14 protein-coding genes and 1 riboswitch are annotated in these 16,950 nt (G+C 26.4%); of the genes, 3 read left to right on the forward strand and 11 right to left on the reverse strand.

Translation table 11 applies throughout. The features are described from left to right. Positions 1-29: 29 nt before the first annotated feature. A riboswitch (guanidine-I (ykkC/yxkD leader) is annotated at positions 30-128 on the reverse strand. Between the two features lie 161 nt (positions 129-289). Next, entirely contained in the window at positions 290-1,396 is a 1,107-nt protein-coding gene (locus B0175_RS09390; protein WP_108528319.1) for a DUF808 family protein, read from the forward strand. Between the two features lie 130 nt (positions 1,397-1,526). Here the strand turns inward: B0175_RS09390 and B0175_RS09395 are convergent, their stop codons facing one another. Further along, positions 1,527-2,231, reverse strand: a complete 705-nt coding sequence (locus B0175_RS09395; RefSeq protein ID WP_020848131.1) for a DUF481 domain-containing protein — start codon at positions 2,229-2,231, stop codon at positions 1,527-1,529. A 137-nt stretch (positions 2,232-2,368) separates the two neighbouring features. Here B0175_RS09395 and B0175_RS09400 point away from each other — a divergent pair, with 137 nt between their 5' ends. Further along, positions 2,369-2,671, forward strand: a complete 303-nt coding sequence (locus B0175_RS09400; protein ID WP_108528320.1) for a DUF3817 domain-containing protein — start codon at positions 2,369-2,371, stop codon at positions 2,669-2,671. 28 nt (positions 2,672-2,699) lie between these two features. Here the strand turns inward: B0175_RS09400 and B0175_RS09405 are convergent, their stop codons facing one another. Together B0175_RS09405 and thiI are read right to left on the reverse strand one after the other, a co-directional pair. After that, positions 2,700-4,610 carry a hypothetical protein gene (locus B0175_RS09405; protein ID WP_108528321.1) on the reverse strand — a complete coding sequence of 637 codons (1,911 nt, stop codon included), beginning with the start codon at positions 4,608-4,610 and terminating at the stop codon, positions 2,700-2,702. Positions 4,611-4,694: 84 nt separating this feature from the next. Beyond that, complete coding sequence (thiI, locus tag B0175_RS09410) at positions 4,695-6,161, reverse strand: tRNA uracil 4-sulfurtransferase ThiI (RefSeq protein ID WP_108528322.1); 1,467 nt, start codon at positions 6,159-6,161, stop codon at positions 4,695-4,697. Between the two features lie 87 nt (positions 6,162-6,248). Between thiI and B0175_RS09415 the strand changes: the two genes are divergently transcribed. After that, positions 6,249-6,506 carry a hypothetical protein gene (locus tag B0175_RS09415; protein WP_004509651.1) on the forward strand — a complete coding sequence of 86 codons (258 nt, stop codon included), beginning with the start codon at positions 6,249-6,251 and terminating at the stop codon, positions 6,504-6,506. A gap of 9 nt (positions 6,507-6,515) precedes the next feature. Here the strand turns inward: B0175_RS09415 and B0175_RS09420 are convergent, their stop codons facing one another. From B0175_RS09420 to B0175_RS09455, 8 genes are all read right to left on the reverse strand, one after another. Further along, the gene (locus B0175_RS09420; protein WP_108528323.1) at positions 6,516-6,998 is read right to left on the reverse strand and encodes a hypothetical protein; all 483 of its coding nucleotides are present in this window, start codon (positions 6,996-6,998) and stop codon (positions 6,516-6,518) included. 25 nt (positions 6,999-7,023) lie between these two features. Beyond that, a complete protein-coding gene (locus B0175_RS09425) occupies positions 7,024-8,283 on the reverse strand; it encodes a putative Na+/H+ antiporter (RefSeq protein ID WP_108528324.1) in 1,260 nt (419 codons plus the stop codon). A 388-nt stretch (positions 8,284-8,671) separates the two neighbouring features. Beyond that, complete coding sequence (gene hypF, locus B0175_RS09430) at positions 8,672-10,918, reverse strand: carbamoyltransferase HypF (protein ID WP_108528325.1); 2,247 nt, start codon at positions 10,916-10,918, stop codon at positions 8,672-8,674. Positions 10,919-10,951: 33 nt separating this feature from the next. Then, entirely contained in the window at positions 10,952-12,571 is a 1,620-nt protein-coding gene (locus tag B0175_RS09435; RefSeq protein ID WP_108528326.1) for a hypothetical protein, read from the reverse strand. Continuing rightward, entirely contained in the window at positions 12,555-13,115 is a 561-nt protein-coding gene (locus B0175_RS09440; protein ID WP_228156097.1) for a HyaD/HybD family hydrogenase maturation endopeptidase, read from the reverse strand. The genes B0175_RS09435 and B0175_RS09440 overlap by 17 nt, the downstream gene beginning before the upstream one ends. After that, positions 13,115-13,780, reverse strand: a complete 666-nt coding sequence (cybH, locus tag B0175_RS09445; protein ID WP_046995049.1) for a Ni/Fe-hydrogenase, b-type cytochrome subunit — start codon at positions 13,778-13,780, stop codon at positions 13,115-13,117. The genes B0175_RS09440 and cybH overlap by 1 nt, the downstream gene beginning before the upstream one ends. A 21-nt stretch (positions 13,781-13,801) precedes the next feature. Continuing rightward, on the reverse strand, positions 13,802-15,532 hold the full coding sequence (locus B0175_RS09450) for a nickel-dependent hydrogenase large subunit (protein ID WP_108528328.1): 1,731 nt from the start codon (positions 15,530-15,532) through the stop codon (positions 13,802-13,804). Next, entirely contained in the window at positions 15,522-16,673 is a 1,152-nt protein-coding gene (locus tag B0175_RS09455) for a hydrogenase small subunit (protein ID WP_407641377.1), read from the reverse strand. The genes B0175_RS09450 and B0175_RS09455 overlap by 11 nt, the downstream gene beginning before the upstream one ends. Positions 16,674-16,950 lie beyond the last annotated feature (277 nt).

The following is a 16,950-nucleotide window of genomic DNA, read 5'->3' on the forward strand; positions in this document are numbered from 1 at the left end:
AAATAAAATTAAACACGTAAGAGGTTTTCACCTCCCGGGCTTTTATCCCTCCGTGTAACTCTTATTTAAGAGTCGATAGCTCTCGGACCAGTCAACTTAAAAAGTTCGGAACCCTAGCCATCTTTGCAGTTCTTTAAGAGGCGAAATTGCCTCTGACATGTTTGATAAATGTATTATAAAAATATTTGAATAAAAGATAAATACTCTTTATGTATATTTTCTATACATTTTTATAATTTAGTTAAGATTTACTATTATTTCATTTTAAAAAATTATAAAAAGGATTTTAATGGCTGGAATATTGGGCTATTTATCTATTTTAGCTGATGATATTGGATCACTTGCTGGAAAAACCATGGCAACAACTGCAAAATCTCTTGCTACTTCACTAGATGATATTGGGCTACTTTTTGATGATATTGCAACTTATACAAAACTTGCAAGCATAAAATCAAGTGGTCTTTTAGTTGATGACCTCGCAGCAATTGCAAATTTTACAAATGAAACAACTTCAGAAATCCTAAAAAAAGAGCTAGAAAAAGCAAAATCAGTTGAAGAATTTGAAGAAAATATAAAAAAACTAGATACAAAAACTCAACAAGAAATTATTTTAGAATTAGAACATATAAGAAATGTAGCAATGCTTGAAGCAAAAAGAAAAGCAGCACTTAGAGAGCTTCCAATTGTTTATAAAATTGCAAAAGGAAGTTTTATAAATAAATTTATCATTATTCCTATTGTTTTACTTTTAAGTTATCTAGCGCCTTGGGCAATAGCTCCCATTTTAATCATCGGAGGAGCATATTTAGCTTATGAAGGAGTTGAGAGTATCTTAGAAAAGTTTTTTCATCATGAAGAACATAAAGAAGATAACAATAAAAAAGAGAGTTCAAATGAAAACTTTGAAGATGAAAAAGTAAAAAGTGCTATAAAAACAGACTTTATTTTATCTTTTGAGATTATTGTAATTAGTTTAAGTTTACTTGATAATAGTGATTTTTTAACTAAACTTTTTGTTCTAATTAGTGTTGGGATTTTGACAACTATTTTTGTATATGGAATAGTTGCATTTATCATAAAACTTGATGATATAGGTTTTTATTTACAAGAAAAAAGAAGTGAAATCTTACAAAAAATTGGAGATGGTTTTGTAAAAGCTATGCCATATATTATAAAAGTTATTGGTGTTTTAGGAACTATTGCTATGCTTGCTGTTGGTGGAGGAATAATAGCACATGAAACACATATTTTAAGCTCATTTAGTGAAACTTTAAAAGCTGTTCCTCTTGGTGGATTTTTTAGTGAAATACTATTGGGAGCAATAGTTGGATATATTGTTGTTTTAGTAGTACCAATATTTTCAAAAGTGGCAAAAAAAGTAAAATTAAGTAAGTAAAAATACTTACTTAATAAAATATGTATTTGCCATATCTGCTAAAATATAAAGCACTAAAAGTGCAAAAATAATCTTGCTGTAATTCAATTTTCTTCCTCTTTAAAATTTAGTTAAAATATATTATTGCTTTTTAAAAATCTATAATCAATGAAGTTAAAAACTTTCTATCAGTATTTTCTTTTTCTGTTTGATTTACATAATCTATTCTATAACTAATTCCTAAAGAGATATTTTCTATCATTTTTAGATTTAGACTAGATTCACTTGTAAAGAAGTATTTTTCACTATCTTCTGAAGATATTAAGAAGCTTAACATTTGTTTGAACTGCATATTGTCATTTATTCTATATCTATAATTTGTCTCTGTTCTTGGAGCGATATATTCATCTTTTTTCCCATTTTCATACTTATCAAAAGCATAATCCAATCCAGCTTGAATATCTAAAGTTTGAATATCATCATTTATAAATTTGTATCCAAATCCAGGACCTATATTTAATCTATAATCATAATCTGATAATTCATCATTTATATAATTTATTCCCATATAAGAATAGAGTTTTTCATTTATCATATGATTATAATCAACTTCAATATCATATTTATTTGCTGATGTTTCATCATTATCTTTACTATATAAAACTGTTGCTTTTGCTTTTAGTTCTTCACCTTCAGCAAGTTTTGTAAGAGTTTCAAGTTTTGCTGAAAAAGTACTTGTGTTGGTATTTCCACTTGTATCAACGTAAGATAGTTCTAAATGTTTAGTAAAATCTAAAGAGTAAGAAAATGTAGTTATAGAAGATATAATAAAAATTTTATTTATAATTTTATTCATATATTTAATCCTTAATTATTTTGCAATTTGATTCATTATTTATAAATAAACCACCAAAAATTGTACAAAAAAACTCTTATATTAACCTTTTATAAACCAAACTGGAATATACTTCATCTTCACAAAAAGGAGTATTTATGAATAATATAAATTTTGACAGATTTAAAACTATCTCGTTTATTGAAGGATTATCATTTTTAATTTTATTATTTATTGCAATGCCATTAAAATATTTTGTAGGATTACCAATAGCTGTTAAGATAGTAGGAATGGCTCATGGTATCTTATTTATTTTATTTTGTATTTTTTTATATAAAGCTATGAGAGAGTATAAATGGAAACTAGGAACTGGAATTTTACTTTTTATATATTCTGTAATTCCTTTTGGTTTTATTGCAATTGAAAAAACTATTATGAAACTACATTCTAAAGAGATTTAATATTAAGGTTTAAAAAACCTTAATATTTTTATTTTTTCTCGAATTTTAAATCAGTTAAATAAATATCCGCTATATTTACAGGATAACTTTGCTGATCAGTTGTGAAACTTTGACTTTCATTTGGAACAATTTCAGAATATTGAGCTGAAGTAGTTGCTACTTTTTCATTTAAAGAACCACCTCTTAAATTTATTTCTAAATACCCATAATTATCTTTTTTAAGTTCTGAAATATCAATATCTAAACTAAACTCTTTTTCTTGTTTTGTATCAGTCCAGTTAGTATCCCAACCTTCAACCATAAGATATTGAGCTTTTACATTTTTTCCTAACATTCCACTATAAATTTCTTGACCTTCTTTATAATAATCGATTTTGTCAAAAGATTTTGTATTGTGTGCTTTTATTTTTGAAGCATCTTTAAATTGAGGGAAAGAGACTGCTAAACCACCAGCTGTAACATTTTTTAAGTTAGTAGTATATTTAAAAGTTACTCTTAAAAGGTTTTTATCTACCAATTCATAAGAACTTACTACTTTTCCATTTTCTGATAAAGCAGCATTACCTAAAGAACTCAATGATGAAAACTCTAAATCTTTTTGATCTAAGAATTTTTTATTGTTAAAATATATTCCATCATCTTTTAACTCAATTTCAAATCTTTTTTGATTATTTTCAATATCTGTTGCTTTAAACTCTTCATCTTTTAATAAATCAGTTAATGATTTAACAGATTCAGCATCTATATCTAAAGTTGCTTTTATAACTTCAAAAACATCTTTTACACTTTTTATATTATTCATTGAATCAAATTTTTGATTTATTTTAAAAGTTGAGTTAAATTTTAATGTATTAAAATATTTATTTTCATCAATTTTAAAATTATTTGATTCTCCATTTATAAGAACTTGGAAACCATTTTGTGCTACTACTTTCATAAAATCATCATATTTTTGTAAAAAATCTTTATCTGAAATAGAATTTAACATTTCTTCATATTTTTTATATGGAATTTTGTCAAAAGCAATATCTAATGATGTTTTGTTTAATCCAATATTTTTTGAACTGCTAGAAAGATATAATTTATCATCTTTTATTAAATTAAACTCATCAAAAGAGATTTTACTATTTCCTGAAATATTATCTTTATCTTGTAAAGATTGAGAATCTAAAATTAGATTTTTGATATTCGCAACATTTGTATAATCTGAAAATTCTAAATTTTCAATATTTAATTTAGAACTTTTTTTATCTTTTTGACTACTATAATCAAAAGCTAAATTATCTATTAATAAACTTCCTTTTGTATAACTATCATCATAAACATCTGCTATTTTTAATAAAGCAATTTTAATACTATTTTCAGTTCCATGAACTCCTCTTATAGTAATAAATGAGTCATTTGGGATAGTAATATTTATATCATCTAATTTGAAATTTTTATTTTCATCTATATTTAAATGGATTTTTTTATTTTCTAAAAGAGTTTTCATCCAATTAGTTTGTGGAGCATAAGAATAATTTTGCTCCAATTTATACATAGTTCTTTGAGATAAATTTGTTAAATATAGATTTAAATCAAGTGTTGAAGAGATATTATTCATAACAAAATCATAATCAAAAGTGATTCCTTCAAAAAGTCTCTCTTTTGTAGCTCTATCAAGTAAACTATACTGTTTTTCTAAAGATTTTTTTGTATCTTCATCTTCTATTTTACTAAATAAATAAGAAGCAACTTTATCAGGATAAATAACTTCTATTTTACCTTTTCCTACTGTCTTATAGTGTTCAAAAGAGTGTTCTTGATTTACAACAAATCCATTTTTATTTAACTCTTCAATTTTTGATTGAATTTTACTATCAACAGTAGATCTCAATCCCAAACATATAGCGCCAATAACTATTATTACAATAGCTATTCCTAAGAATATTTTTTTCATTCTATTTTTCCTTTATTATTTATTTAATTGTCTTAAATGAACCACATAGTTGTCCATTATATCTATATCTATTTGAAAATCCTTTTATGGTCTATAAACTTTTATATTTTTATAACCTTCACTATCTCTTAAATATTGTGCGTGAAGTTGGCTCATAATCCCTTTATCACAATAAAATAGATATGTTTTATCTTGAGGAAGTTTTTTAAACTCTTTTTTCAAATCATAAAAAGGAATTTTCAAAGTTTCAACAGAAGTTTTTACACAATCAGGTGTTTGTCTAATATCAATAACTGTATATTCTCCATCAGTTAAATCAGAAATTATTTCCATTTGCCCTATTTCACTTACATTTTCATCTATTTCATCAACATTTACAAAAGATGTTTTTTTAACTGCTTCATCTAAAATAGAATAATCAAAACCTCTTGCTTCTTTTTCCATTCTTTCATAACTTCCATGAGTTACTGGATTTTTTGAAATTACCCCACAATATTCTGGCATTGCTTCAGCAAATCTTCTTGTTCCTATCTTTTGTGCAATTTCTATAATATCAGGTTTACTCATCATAGAAAGTGGTCTTAAAACTAATTTATTTGTACATTGGTCAATTAAAGCAAGATTTCTTAATGTTTGACTAGAAACTTGTGCAACACTTTCACCTGTTACTAAAGCATCTATTCCTAAACTATCAGCTATTTTTTCACTAGCAAGTAACATAAGTCTTTTTAGCATAACACCCATATAAGGTTGACTTACATCTTTAAAAATTTGAGAAACAACATCTTCAAAAGGAACACTAATAAATGAAACTCTATGAGAACTTCCAAATTTATTCCATAAATAATAAGCTACTTGTTTTACACCTATTTCATGTGCTAATCCACCAAGATTAAAGAAAATAAAGTGAGTTTTTATTCCTCTTTTCATTGTTAAATATGAAGCAACTGTTGAGTCAAATCCACCAGACATCAAAGATATAACACTTCCTTGAGTTCCTATTGGAAATCCACCTAGTCCCATATATTTTTTTGTAATAATATTTAACTGTGCATGTTCAAGTTCAATATTTATAGTAACTTCAGCATTTTTTAGTGTTACACCTTTAGTATCTTTACTATTCATAGCTAACATATATCCACCAACAGTTTTTTCAATATCAGTTGATTTAAACTCTTGGGCACCTGTTCTTTTAGCTCTTACGACAAAAGTTTTATCTTTTATCTCATGGTTCATCATCTCATTTACTTTTACTTTGATATCATCAAGTGTATACATATTATCAAATTGTAAAGCTTCTAAAACTTGTTCAATTCCAGGAGTTTCAAGAAGTTTAGCTCTTACACTATCAACTACTTCAACGGGGCAAACAACTTCGATTTTATCGAAGAATCTTTTTATCTTAATTTCAGGTGATATTTTTGATAAGATTGATACAAGATTGTTATAAACTTGTGCAATCATCTGTCTTTTTGCTGTTTGACCTTTTATCATTATTTCCGTGAAATATTTGATTATAAATTTTTGTGTTTTGATTTGAGAATTATTCATTATTTTTTAAAACCCTATATTTTTTTAAGTCGCGATTATATCATTTTTTGACATAATATATCTTTTATTAAATTCAAAGGTAAAAAGATGGAAATAGATACTTTAGAAGATTTAGCAAAAGAGTTAAAATCAGGCAAAACAACAAATGCTATGAAACTTTTTGAAGATTATGCTAAAGCTAATAATATGGACGAAGAAGAATTAGAACAAATACTTTCTAAAAAACATGATTGTTTCAAATGTGAAAGCTGTGAGAGTTTTTATTGTTATGATGAATATTCATTTTTTGATGAAGAGTGTATCTATTGTTGTGATACAGAAGCAGAAGATGAAGAGGAGTATTAATACTCCTTCTTAAAAATTAGCTTCCAAATCCTCTTTTATAATCTCTTCATCAATTTTTCTTGCTTTTATATTTAAATCTTTTGCTTCACCCGAACAAGTAATATTTATACGACCATTTTCATTTTTAAATAAAACTTCACCTGCACCTTGAATTACAAAACCATTAAACAATCTATTTGCAACTCTTTTAAAACTAAATTTCGTAGGAAAAATAACAAACCTTGATGAAGTTAAAATATATCTTGCATGATTTGTACAAGAGTGTAATAAACTATCTCTTATAAGTTCATTTTTTTTACCATTTACTAAATCACAATAAAGACTCTCTTCTATTAAGTTTATTTTGTCTTTATCTATTTTTATATAACCAAACTCTTTTGGTTTTACTCTTATGTTATAAAATTTTTTAAATGCCTCTACATGATTAAAAGCATTTGAGAAAACAATAAGACTCTTATTTGTTCTTGCATATTTTGCTAAATTAGATGCCATATAAATTTTTTCCTTTTAAATAATCTTACAAAAATAAAAAACATAAAGCTGAAATTATTGTAGGAACTAACGCTCCTAAAAATAAATACCAAGGATCTATTGTACTATCTTCAAAATGACTTTTCAAAATAGTAACTCCAGCTGGATTTGGTGCATTTGCAATAACAGTTAATCCTCCACCACAAACAGCACCAGCAACTAAAGCATATTTGAACTCATCAGTTAATCCTTCAACTAGAGAACCTAAATATGTAATTGCTGCATTATCTGTAACAGAACCAATTGTAATTGCAGCGAAAAATGCTTGTAAATCACTCATTTTCATAATTAAATCTTGAAGCCACCATTGTTGTTGTCCTCCTAGGATAACTAATCCTCCTAAGAAAAATGCAACTAACAATCCTTCTCTTAACATCAATCTATCTTGATATTGTTGATAAGCATGAGTAATTCCTAAAAAAAGTAAAAATATACTCATAAATATAGCTGGATAGTGTCCAAAGAAAACAACTAAAAATAAAAATAAATAGTGAGTCAAGATAATACCAAAAGGGATATTTTCTCTATCTGAAACTGTTGTTCTAATTTTGATATTTACTAACTCTTTATAAAAAATAAGAATCATCAAATTTGTACTTATAAAAATAGCAACCATTGATTTCCAACCAAAAGTTGTAAACATAAAAGTTGTATTCCAATCCCAAGTTCCTGCAACCATTAAAATTGGAGGTGCTGCAAAGTTAGTTAATGTTCCACCTATTGAAACATTTACAAATAAAGTACCCAATGTTGCATATCTAAATTTTTTACTTATCTCTTGAGAAAACAGTTTATCTGATAAAATAAGAGCAGCTAAAGTCATCGAAGCTGGTTCTGTTATAATTGAACCTAAAATTGGAACAAAAAACATAACAATAAAATAAAATCCAGTAGCACCTTTAGTTGGTATAATAGTAGATAGTTTTTTTACAAATAAAACTACTGTTTGCAAAATAGGTCTTGTTGCAGCTATTATCATAATAACAAAAACAAACATTGCTTCGATATAACTTCTTGAATTCATATAATCAACAGTTGCTTGTTTTCCTGATAATATAAACATAAATAGTATTAAAATTAAAGCCCAAGCACCAAAAACAACTTCAATTTCACCCAATAAATGAAAAAGTCCAGAATGTTTTGTACTTCTATGAGCAAGATGCTCAAAATATTTTACAGAAAAGATATGAATAATTGCTAAAGCAAAAATAACTGCAGCAATTATTTGTAAAGTAGTAGGTGGCATGGCGAATCCTTTTTATTAAATTTTATTTTGTAAACATTTACATATTTAAGTTTGAGATATTTAAAAAAACATATGTGAGCGTTTGTTCATTTTACATTATAAAAACTTAATTTTAAAAAAATATCTATCTTTTATATTTTAATTGTATAATTATGCAAACAAATATAATTATACATTACATATAAATATAATCTAGAAATTTTGATTAATATTTTTATATAATTCTAGAAAAAATTATTTTTTTAATAAATATCTATTTTATGGAACTTTATAAATATTTTTATAACATTTTTTATAAATCTTATACTATATTAATAGATATATTTTGTATAACAAATACTCTTTATATAAAGTTGATATTTTTTAGGATTATTGTAAATTTTGTAATTTATTGATATTGATAATAAAGTTGCCCAATACTAATACCCTCATCATTAGTTGGAACATCAATATTGAAATAGAAAACTCTACCCTGCTCTTTGAATTTTTTTATCAAAAGTTCGAGTAAAGTTTTATTTTGAAAAACTCCACCACTAAAAACTACTGGTAAATTTTTATGTTTATTTGAGATTTCTATGATGATATTTACTAAAGTATTTATGAACTTTGAAGAGATGACTTTTTTATCTTTATCTTCGATAATTTGCCTTATCATAGTAGTTATATCTATATTTTCATCTACTATTTTATATTCATAGTTATCTTTTATAGAATTATCATAATTTTCTTCTATTAAAAGCCCTGTTTCTCCCTCAAAAGTTTGAGTATGTAAAATGTTTGCAAATGAAGAAATAGCATCAAATAAACGTCCAATAGAACTACAAAATGGTGCATTTAAGCCTTTTTGCCACATTGTATATAAAGTCTTTATCTCTTCTTTACTAAAAGCTTTTACTACAAAACTATCTAAAGTTAGGATTTCATCTAAAGTAAAAATATCAAATAATAAGCTTAAAGCAACTCTTTTGGGCTCTTTTATAGCCATTTCACCGCCCAAAAGCCTAAAATATTTTATATGATTTATTCGTTTATACTCTTTTCTTGAAGCAATAAAAACTTCTCCACCCCAGATATTTCCATCATCTCCATATCCAGTTCCATCAAAAGCAAAACCTAAAACTTCATCTTCTAAGCCATTTTCAGCCATCACGGAAAGAATATGAGCATAGTGGTGTTGAACTTGAATAAGCTTTATATTTGGGTTATCTTGAAGCAATTTAAAAGCATATTTTGTACTTTCATATTTTGGATGAAGATCACAAACAACAGTATCAGGAACAAAATCATAAAAGTTTTTAAAACTATTTATAGTTCTATTGAAATATTCCATAGAAGAAATAGAGTTTAAATCACCAATATAAGGTGATAAAATAAAATTATTTTTAAAGCCTAAAGCTATTGTTGATTTTTGATTTGCACCAAGACAAAGAACTTTATTTTTTAAATCTTTTTCTATTTTTATATGAGTAGGAGCATATCCTCTAGCATTTCTTAGTTTAATTTTATAATTTTCTACATTTTGTATAATACTATCATCACTAGAATTTACAATATCTCTATTATAATCTAGTACAAAATCTACAATATTCCCCAATTTATCGACGATTTCATCTTTTGACCTTATAATTGGTTCATCTTTTAAATTTGCACTTGTTGCTACGATAGGATTTTGTAAATATTTAAATAAAAGATGATGAATTCCACAATTTGCTATAAAACAACCTAATTTTGAAATATTTGGTGCAATATATGAAGATAGATTTGTATTAAGTCTTTTCTTTACTAAAACTATTGGTTTCTCTTTTGAAGTAAGTATCTCTTCTTCTTGATAATTTGTATTTGTATATTGTTTAATACTATTTATATTATTAAACATAACTGCAAAAGGTTTATTTGGTCTATTTTTAATCTCTCTTAATTTATTAACAACTTTATCATTTGTTGCATCACAAACTATATGAAATCCACCAATACCTTTTACTGCAATTATATATCCATCTTTGATTAAATTAGCTGTTTGTTCTATTGCTTTTATATTGTAAGATAATATACTATTATTTATATTATACAAAGTCATATTTGGACCACAATCTTCGCAAGCAACAGGTTGTGCATGATATCTTCTATTTAAAGGATTTTTATATTCGTCTTCACATTTTTTACATAATTTGAAGTCATTCATAGAAGTATTTGCTCTATCATAAGGAACTGTTTTAATAATTGAGTATCTTGGACCACAATTTGTACAATTTGTTAAACTATAATTGTATCTAAAGTTACCAATATCATCTATATCTTTGATACAATCATCACAAATTGCTATATCAGGAGAGATAATAGTTGTTTTATCTTTTGAGCTTGAACTTTGAATAATTTTAAAGTTTTTATACTCTTTTATTTGGTTATTTTTTTCGATTCTTATGTTAGTGATTTTTGCTAGAACTGGAGGATTTGATTTGATTTCATTTATAAAATTTTCTATATTTTCTTGTGTAGAATAAGCTTCTATTTCTACTCCATTTTCATCATTTTTAACCCAACCTTTTATATCATATTTGATAGCTAGATTATAAATAAATGGACGAAAACCAACGCCTTGAACAATTCCAAAAATAGATATTTTTTTGTTTATCATCACTCTTCTTTTTATATAAGTTTAAAACTATATCTATTTTTGGATGACAAACTCTTTATTGTAATAGATTTTGAAGTTTTTTGTTATGCTTTTTTCAACAAGCTGATTAAACCTAATATTTGCAAACATATCTCCACATAAACTAACTCCTTCTAGTTCATAAGTATTATGTAAAATATCAATCTCATTTGCTATAAAATGAGCAAAACTTTCCATAAATCCTAAACTAATAGTCTCTGCATCAACACCAGCAAGTTTAAAACTCATAGCAGTTTTTATAAGTGGTAAATAGTCAAATTTTCTATTAAATACTTTTTTATTATCAAAGATTTTATAGTCAATTCTAGGTCCTTTTTCAAGTAAAGAATTTGAAGCATTTAAAACTATATCTTCTTTAAAATTTAACACTATTTTTGCTATTTGCCAATAAGTAGAAAATGACTTTTTTGAAAAATCTATTTTTGTATTTAATGCAATTTCATAATCATCTTTGAATTTTTCTTGATAGTTATTTAGAAGTTTTTCTCCTTTTGTATCTTTTTTTATAGTTTCAAAAACTTCTTTTATTGAAGTTGGAAGATATAAATCTTCTAAAATATCAACTAAACCATTTTGTGAGTAATAAGAGATTTTATCATCGTTTAAAGAGCTAATATAAAAGTTAATAATAGATTTATCAAAGAGTTCATTTTCAGCTAAAACAGTCATAAATTGAGCTTTATCTTTTTGTTTAAACTTACTAAAAACAGTATCTAGTTTTTTTGGATAAGAAATCGAGTTTAAAATGAGTTTTTTATTATCAAAACATACTACTTTTGGAATATCTAAAAAGATATTATTAGAACTTTTTACATCTAAAAAGTAATCAAATTTAGCATTTTCATCTTCAATATTTAAAAAATCAATTTTTAATTTTTTAAGCTCTATTGATAAAAGATGTAAAGTCAAATCATTTGCAAATCGCAAATCTATTTTTTCTTTTTTGATACTATGTTTTAGTTTATAAATCTCATTTATTTTAAACTCAATTTGTGGCTTTTCTATACTTGCAAGTGCTACAATAGATGTTGCATTTTCTACAATCAAAGTATTGATATTTTCTAAATTTGTAACCAATAACTCTTTGTGATTTTCTATATCTTTGATTTTAGAAAAAACAAAAGTCCCACTTAAAGTTTTTATTTTGATTCTTTTATCTTCATTTATAAGTTGGCTTAACTTCTCAAAAAGTTTTTTATGTGATTTTATCTCTTCATTTTCAAAAATAAAAGTTGCATTTTCAAAGCTTTTACAAACTTCACAAGATTTAAAGGCATTATAAAAATCTAAACTATTTTCATTTTCGACTTCTTTTAGACAAGTTGGACAAAAAGATATCATTTTATCATCACAAATAGAAGTTGAATCCTCTTTTGGTAAGTTTTCAATTACATCAACTTCAACACCATAATAAAAAATTGACATAGGAACATACAAAGATAGTTTTGAAGAAAACTCTTCTAAAGTCTTTTCATCTGCTTGTATAAATAAAAAAACAAAATCAAGTTCTTGATATATTTTATAACTACAATCAAACTGCTTTGAAGCAAAATCTAAAAATTTCACTAAAGTTTTATCACTTGATTTATAGGTAAATTTAAACTTTAGGACCATTTTTTATATCTCTTTTAAATGAAACCAAAGCTATCTCTTTTATATCAACTTCTTTTATCTGTTTTACTGTAATTTGATGTTTTGTAAGATAATCAACAACAACCTTCTCCATAATTTTTGAAGCTTGTATAATTTCACTGCTTAATTCAAAAGTAGTATCATCTGCAACTCTTTTAGGAATTACTCCTAAAATATGTGTTGTAGGCAAATCTTTATTCATATCAATCATATTTAGTGTTTGAAGCATCTCAACTTCGTGAGCACTTCCTTGCCAGTTTATATTTGAAGGAACTTTTTTAAAATCAAAGAAAAAAACATCACCTGCTTTTGAATTTATTGCATCAATACAATCAATAATCAAAACTTCATCATATTTTATGATTTCAGGAATTAATCTTTGAGCTAAAGTTCCACCATCAACTAAACTTACACTATTTTCTTGTGATATAAACTCATACTTTTCATCTAAATAGTGAATAAAATGTGCACCTATTCCTTCATCTTGGAATAGGATATTTCCTATTCCTAAAATTAAAATATTCATTATTTGTGGTCTTCCCATTTATATCCAGAGATAATAGAATCCATATCTCCTTTTTTTCCATAAACTGAGTTGAAAACAACCAAATAGATATGAATAGGCAAAAATATTATAAAAATCCACATACAAATATGATGAATTTCTCTAACCATAGCTAATCCACCCATTAAAACTTCAATTGGTCTTAAAATACCATATAAAAGTCCACCTATTCCTTCGTGATAAACATGAATATGTAAAATCAATCCTGTTAAAGAAATAAGTATCAAAGATATATAAATTCCAGAATATGCCATAAATTGTAGTGGATTATAAACACCTTTTAAATGAGTATGTTCACCTATTAAAATATAATATTTTATCTGTTTTATCCACATTTTTGGCGAGATAAAATCAAAAAAAGATATTCTCTCTTTTTTACTTTGTCTATCAAAAAAGAATAAATACATTTTTCCAAAAGTTACACAAATCAATAAAAATCCAAAAATTATATGCCAACTTCTCATTAAAGCATTTAAAAAGTTTGTTGGCTCACCTCCATTTAATGATGGAGATATAAATGGATATGCTAAATAAAAACCTGTAAAAGTCAAAACTGTAATAGCAAGCATTCTAAGCCAGTGAGTAATCCTTAGCCATAAAGAGTATTCATAATGTTTTTTTATCATAATTGTATGCTCCAATTTATATTAGCAAGAAAAACCATATAATGGATCCACTTTGTATGTTCCTAAATCATTACCTTTTTTATCCATAACATGAACAGCACAAGCAATACAAGGGTCAAAACTATGAATAATTCTAATAATTTCAAGAGGTTGAGAAATATCTTGCACTTTTAAACCAACTAAATTTGCTTCATAAGGTCCCATTTGTCCTTTTGCATCTATTGGTCCAGCATTCCAAGTTGAAGGAACAACTGCTTGATAGTTTTCAACAACTCCATTTTTTATTCTAATCCAGTGAGATAACATTCCTCTTGGAACATCTCCTATAAATCTTCCTTTATACTCTTTATCTTTATCTATTTTATAAGAAGTAAAAGTTGTCTCATCTACTTTTAGATTTTCAATTAAAGTATGAAAAGCTTCTAAACCATATTTAGTAACAGCTTTTACTTGTAACATTCTAGCTGCTGTTCTTCCTAATGTAGTAAATAATGCACTTTTTGGTAAACCAGTTTTTTGTAAAAACTCATCTACTATTGGAACTATTTTTTTATTTCCTTTTGCATAAGATACTAAAATACAAGCAAGAGGTCCAACTTCCATAGCATTTCCGTCATATCTTGGAGATTTAATCCAAGTATATTTTCCTTTTTCATCTACAACTTTAGAATGAACTTTTTCTCCATCCATTCCAATTGTATCCATATCTCTTAATCCTGTATATAAAGGATTTGTTTTACCATCATAAGGATGAAGTGCTTCATTATTTTCATACCAAGAGTGAGTTGCTTCTTCTGTTATCAAATTTTCATTTATATCGTAAACTTTTGATAAATCTCCATCAAAAATAATTCCAGAATCAAATAAAAATTCTGTTTTATTTAATCTCATCTCTTGATGAGCCATAAAATTCATAACTCCAGCTGGTCTTGTAACAGACAACTCATCTTTAAATACACTTGCTGCCATTATGATATCTGCTTGATAAGCATTTTCTATAAACTCTGCTCCAACTTTAAATAAAGTTAGATATTCTCCCATTCTTGAAGGATCTAATAAATCCATAACACAAGTTACTCCACCAACTGTTAAACTTTGTGGATGTGGTTGTTTTCCTCCAAAAATAGCCATAAGTTTTGCTAAATCTCTTTGAACTTCTAAAGCTTTTAAATAGTGGCTTAATAAAATTAAGTTTTGTTCAGGAGATAATCTATAAGTTTTATGTCCCCAATAAGCATTTGCAAATGGTCCTAATTGTCCTTTTTCTACAAACTCTTTAACTCTTGTTTTTACTTTTTTTAAGTCATTTTCTCCAGTTGCTATTGGAAAATCACTATATTTAAATGCCTCTTTTGAAGCTTTTTGTTCATCTGCATCAAGAGCAGATACAACATCAACCCAATCAAGTCCATGTAAATGGTAAAAATGTACTATATGGTCATGCATAAATAAAGCCATATTCATCAAACTTCTTGTAAGTTTTGCATTTATAGGTGGAACTATTCCTAAAGCATCTTCAACTGCTTCAATTCCTGCCCTATAATGAGAAAATGTACAAACTCCACAAATTCTTTGCATCAAAAACCCAGCATCTCTTGGGTCTCTATTTTTTACTATTGTTTCTAAACCTCTCCATAATGTTGAAGATGAATATGCTTTTTGAATCACATTATTTTCATCAACTTCAACTTCTATTCGCAAGTGCCCTTCAATTCTTGTAATTGGGTCTATTATTACTCTTTTATTCGGCATCATGTTCTCCTTCTTGCGAATCTTTTGGATTTTTAAATTTTGAAATAGCTGCATGTGCTACAATACCAATTCCAGTAAGAGTTAGTAATCCAACTCCTATTTTATCAGCTGTTGCATCAGCTCCTAAACCTTTGAATACTGTACTATAAAGTCTATTTGCAACTGGTTCTTCAAAAGGTCCCATAGTATCCCAAAAATTTGGTTCACTACAACCAATACAGCCATGTCCAGCTTGAATAGGCCAAGAAGTATGAGAATTGAATTTATTTTTTGAACAGTTATTAAAAGTATATGGCCCTTTACAACCTACTTTATATAAACAATATCCTTTTTTTGCACCTTCATCTCCAAACTCTTCTACAAACTCACCTGCGTCAAAATGCCCTCTTCTTTCACATAAATCGTGAATTCTTAATCCATATGCCCATTTTGGTCTATTGTAAACATCAAGCGATGGTAAAGTTCCATAAAGAATATAATGAAGTAAAGTTCCAACTATATTTTTTTCACTTGGAGGACAGCCAGGAACATTTATTACTAATTTATCTGTAACTTTCGATAAAGCTTTTGCTCCAGTTGGATTTGGAATTGCTGCTTGAACTCCACCAAAAGATGAACAAGTTCCTATTGCAAATATTGCTAAAGCATTGTTTGAAGCGTCAATTGCTGATTGTTCTCCTGTTTTTCCATGTCCACCAATAGTTAAAAAAGTAGCATTTTCTCCTGTTGGAATACCACCTTCAACCATTAGGATATATCTTCCTTTATATTTTTCGATAGCTGATTCAAGATTGTGTTCAGCTTGCCAACCAGCTGCTGCCATCAAAGTTTCATGATATTCTAAAGATATATAATCAAAAATTAAAGAATCAATAGTTGGAGCATCTGTTCTAAGTAGTGATTCACTACATCCAGTACACTCGGCCATATGAAGCCAAATAATAGGTAGTCTATCACTCAAAGAGGCTGCTTTTGCAACTAAAGGAGTAAATGTTGCAGGAAGTGCTAACATAGCAGTCATTGCTGTTGCCCATTTCATAAAATCTCTTCTTGAGATACCTTTTTCTTCCAAATGAGAAGTTATTGATTTATCTTCTTTAAACTTTGGTAATTTTTCTAAATCCAATAACCTATTGGCCAATCTATCATAAAGTTTTTTATCTTTCAAAACTTATCCTTCAATTTTTATGAATAATCATTCATTTTTTGCATTTTAGGTATTCTATAATGTTTATCTTTAAATTTTGTTGTTTAAATGGATAATTTTTTATAATTTAATACAAAATAAGTTTTGCATTTACAAAATGTAATTGTTTTGTAATGAAATATTAAAATATAGTTATTTATAATAAATGATATTATATATTTAAATAAGAAATAATTATAATTATTTTCTAATAAATCATAAACTCTATGGC

Origin of the sequence: Arcobacter lacus, assembly GCF_003063295.1 — a bacterium.
Taxonomy (GTDB): domain Bacteria; phylum Campylobacterota; class Campylobacteria; order Campylobacterales; family Arcobacteraceae; genus Aliarcobacter; species Aliarcobacter lacus.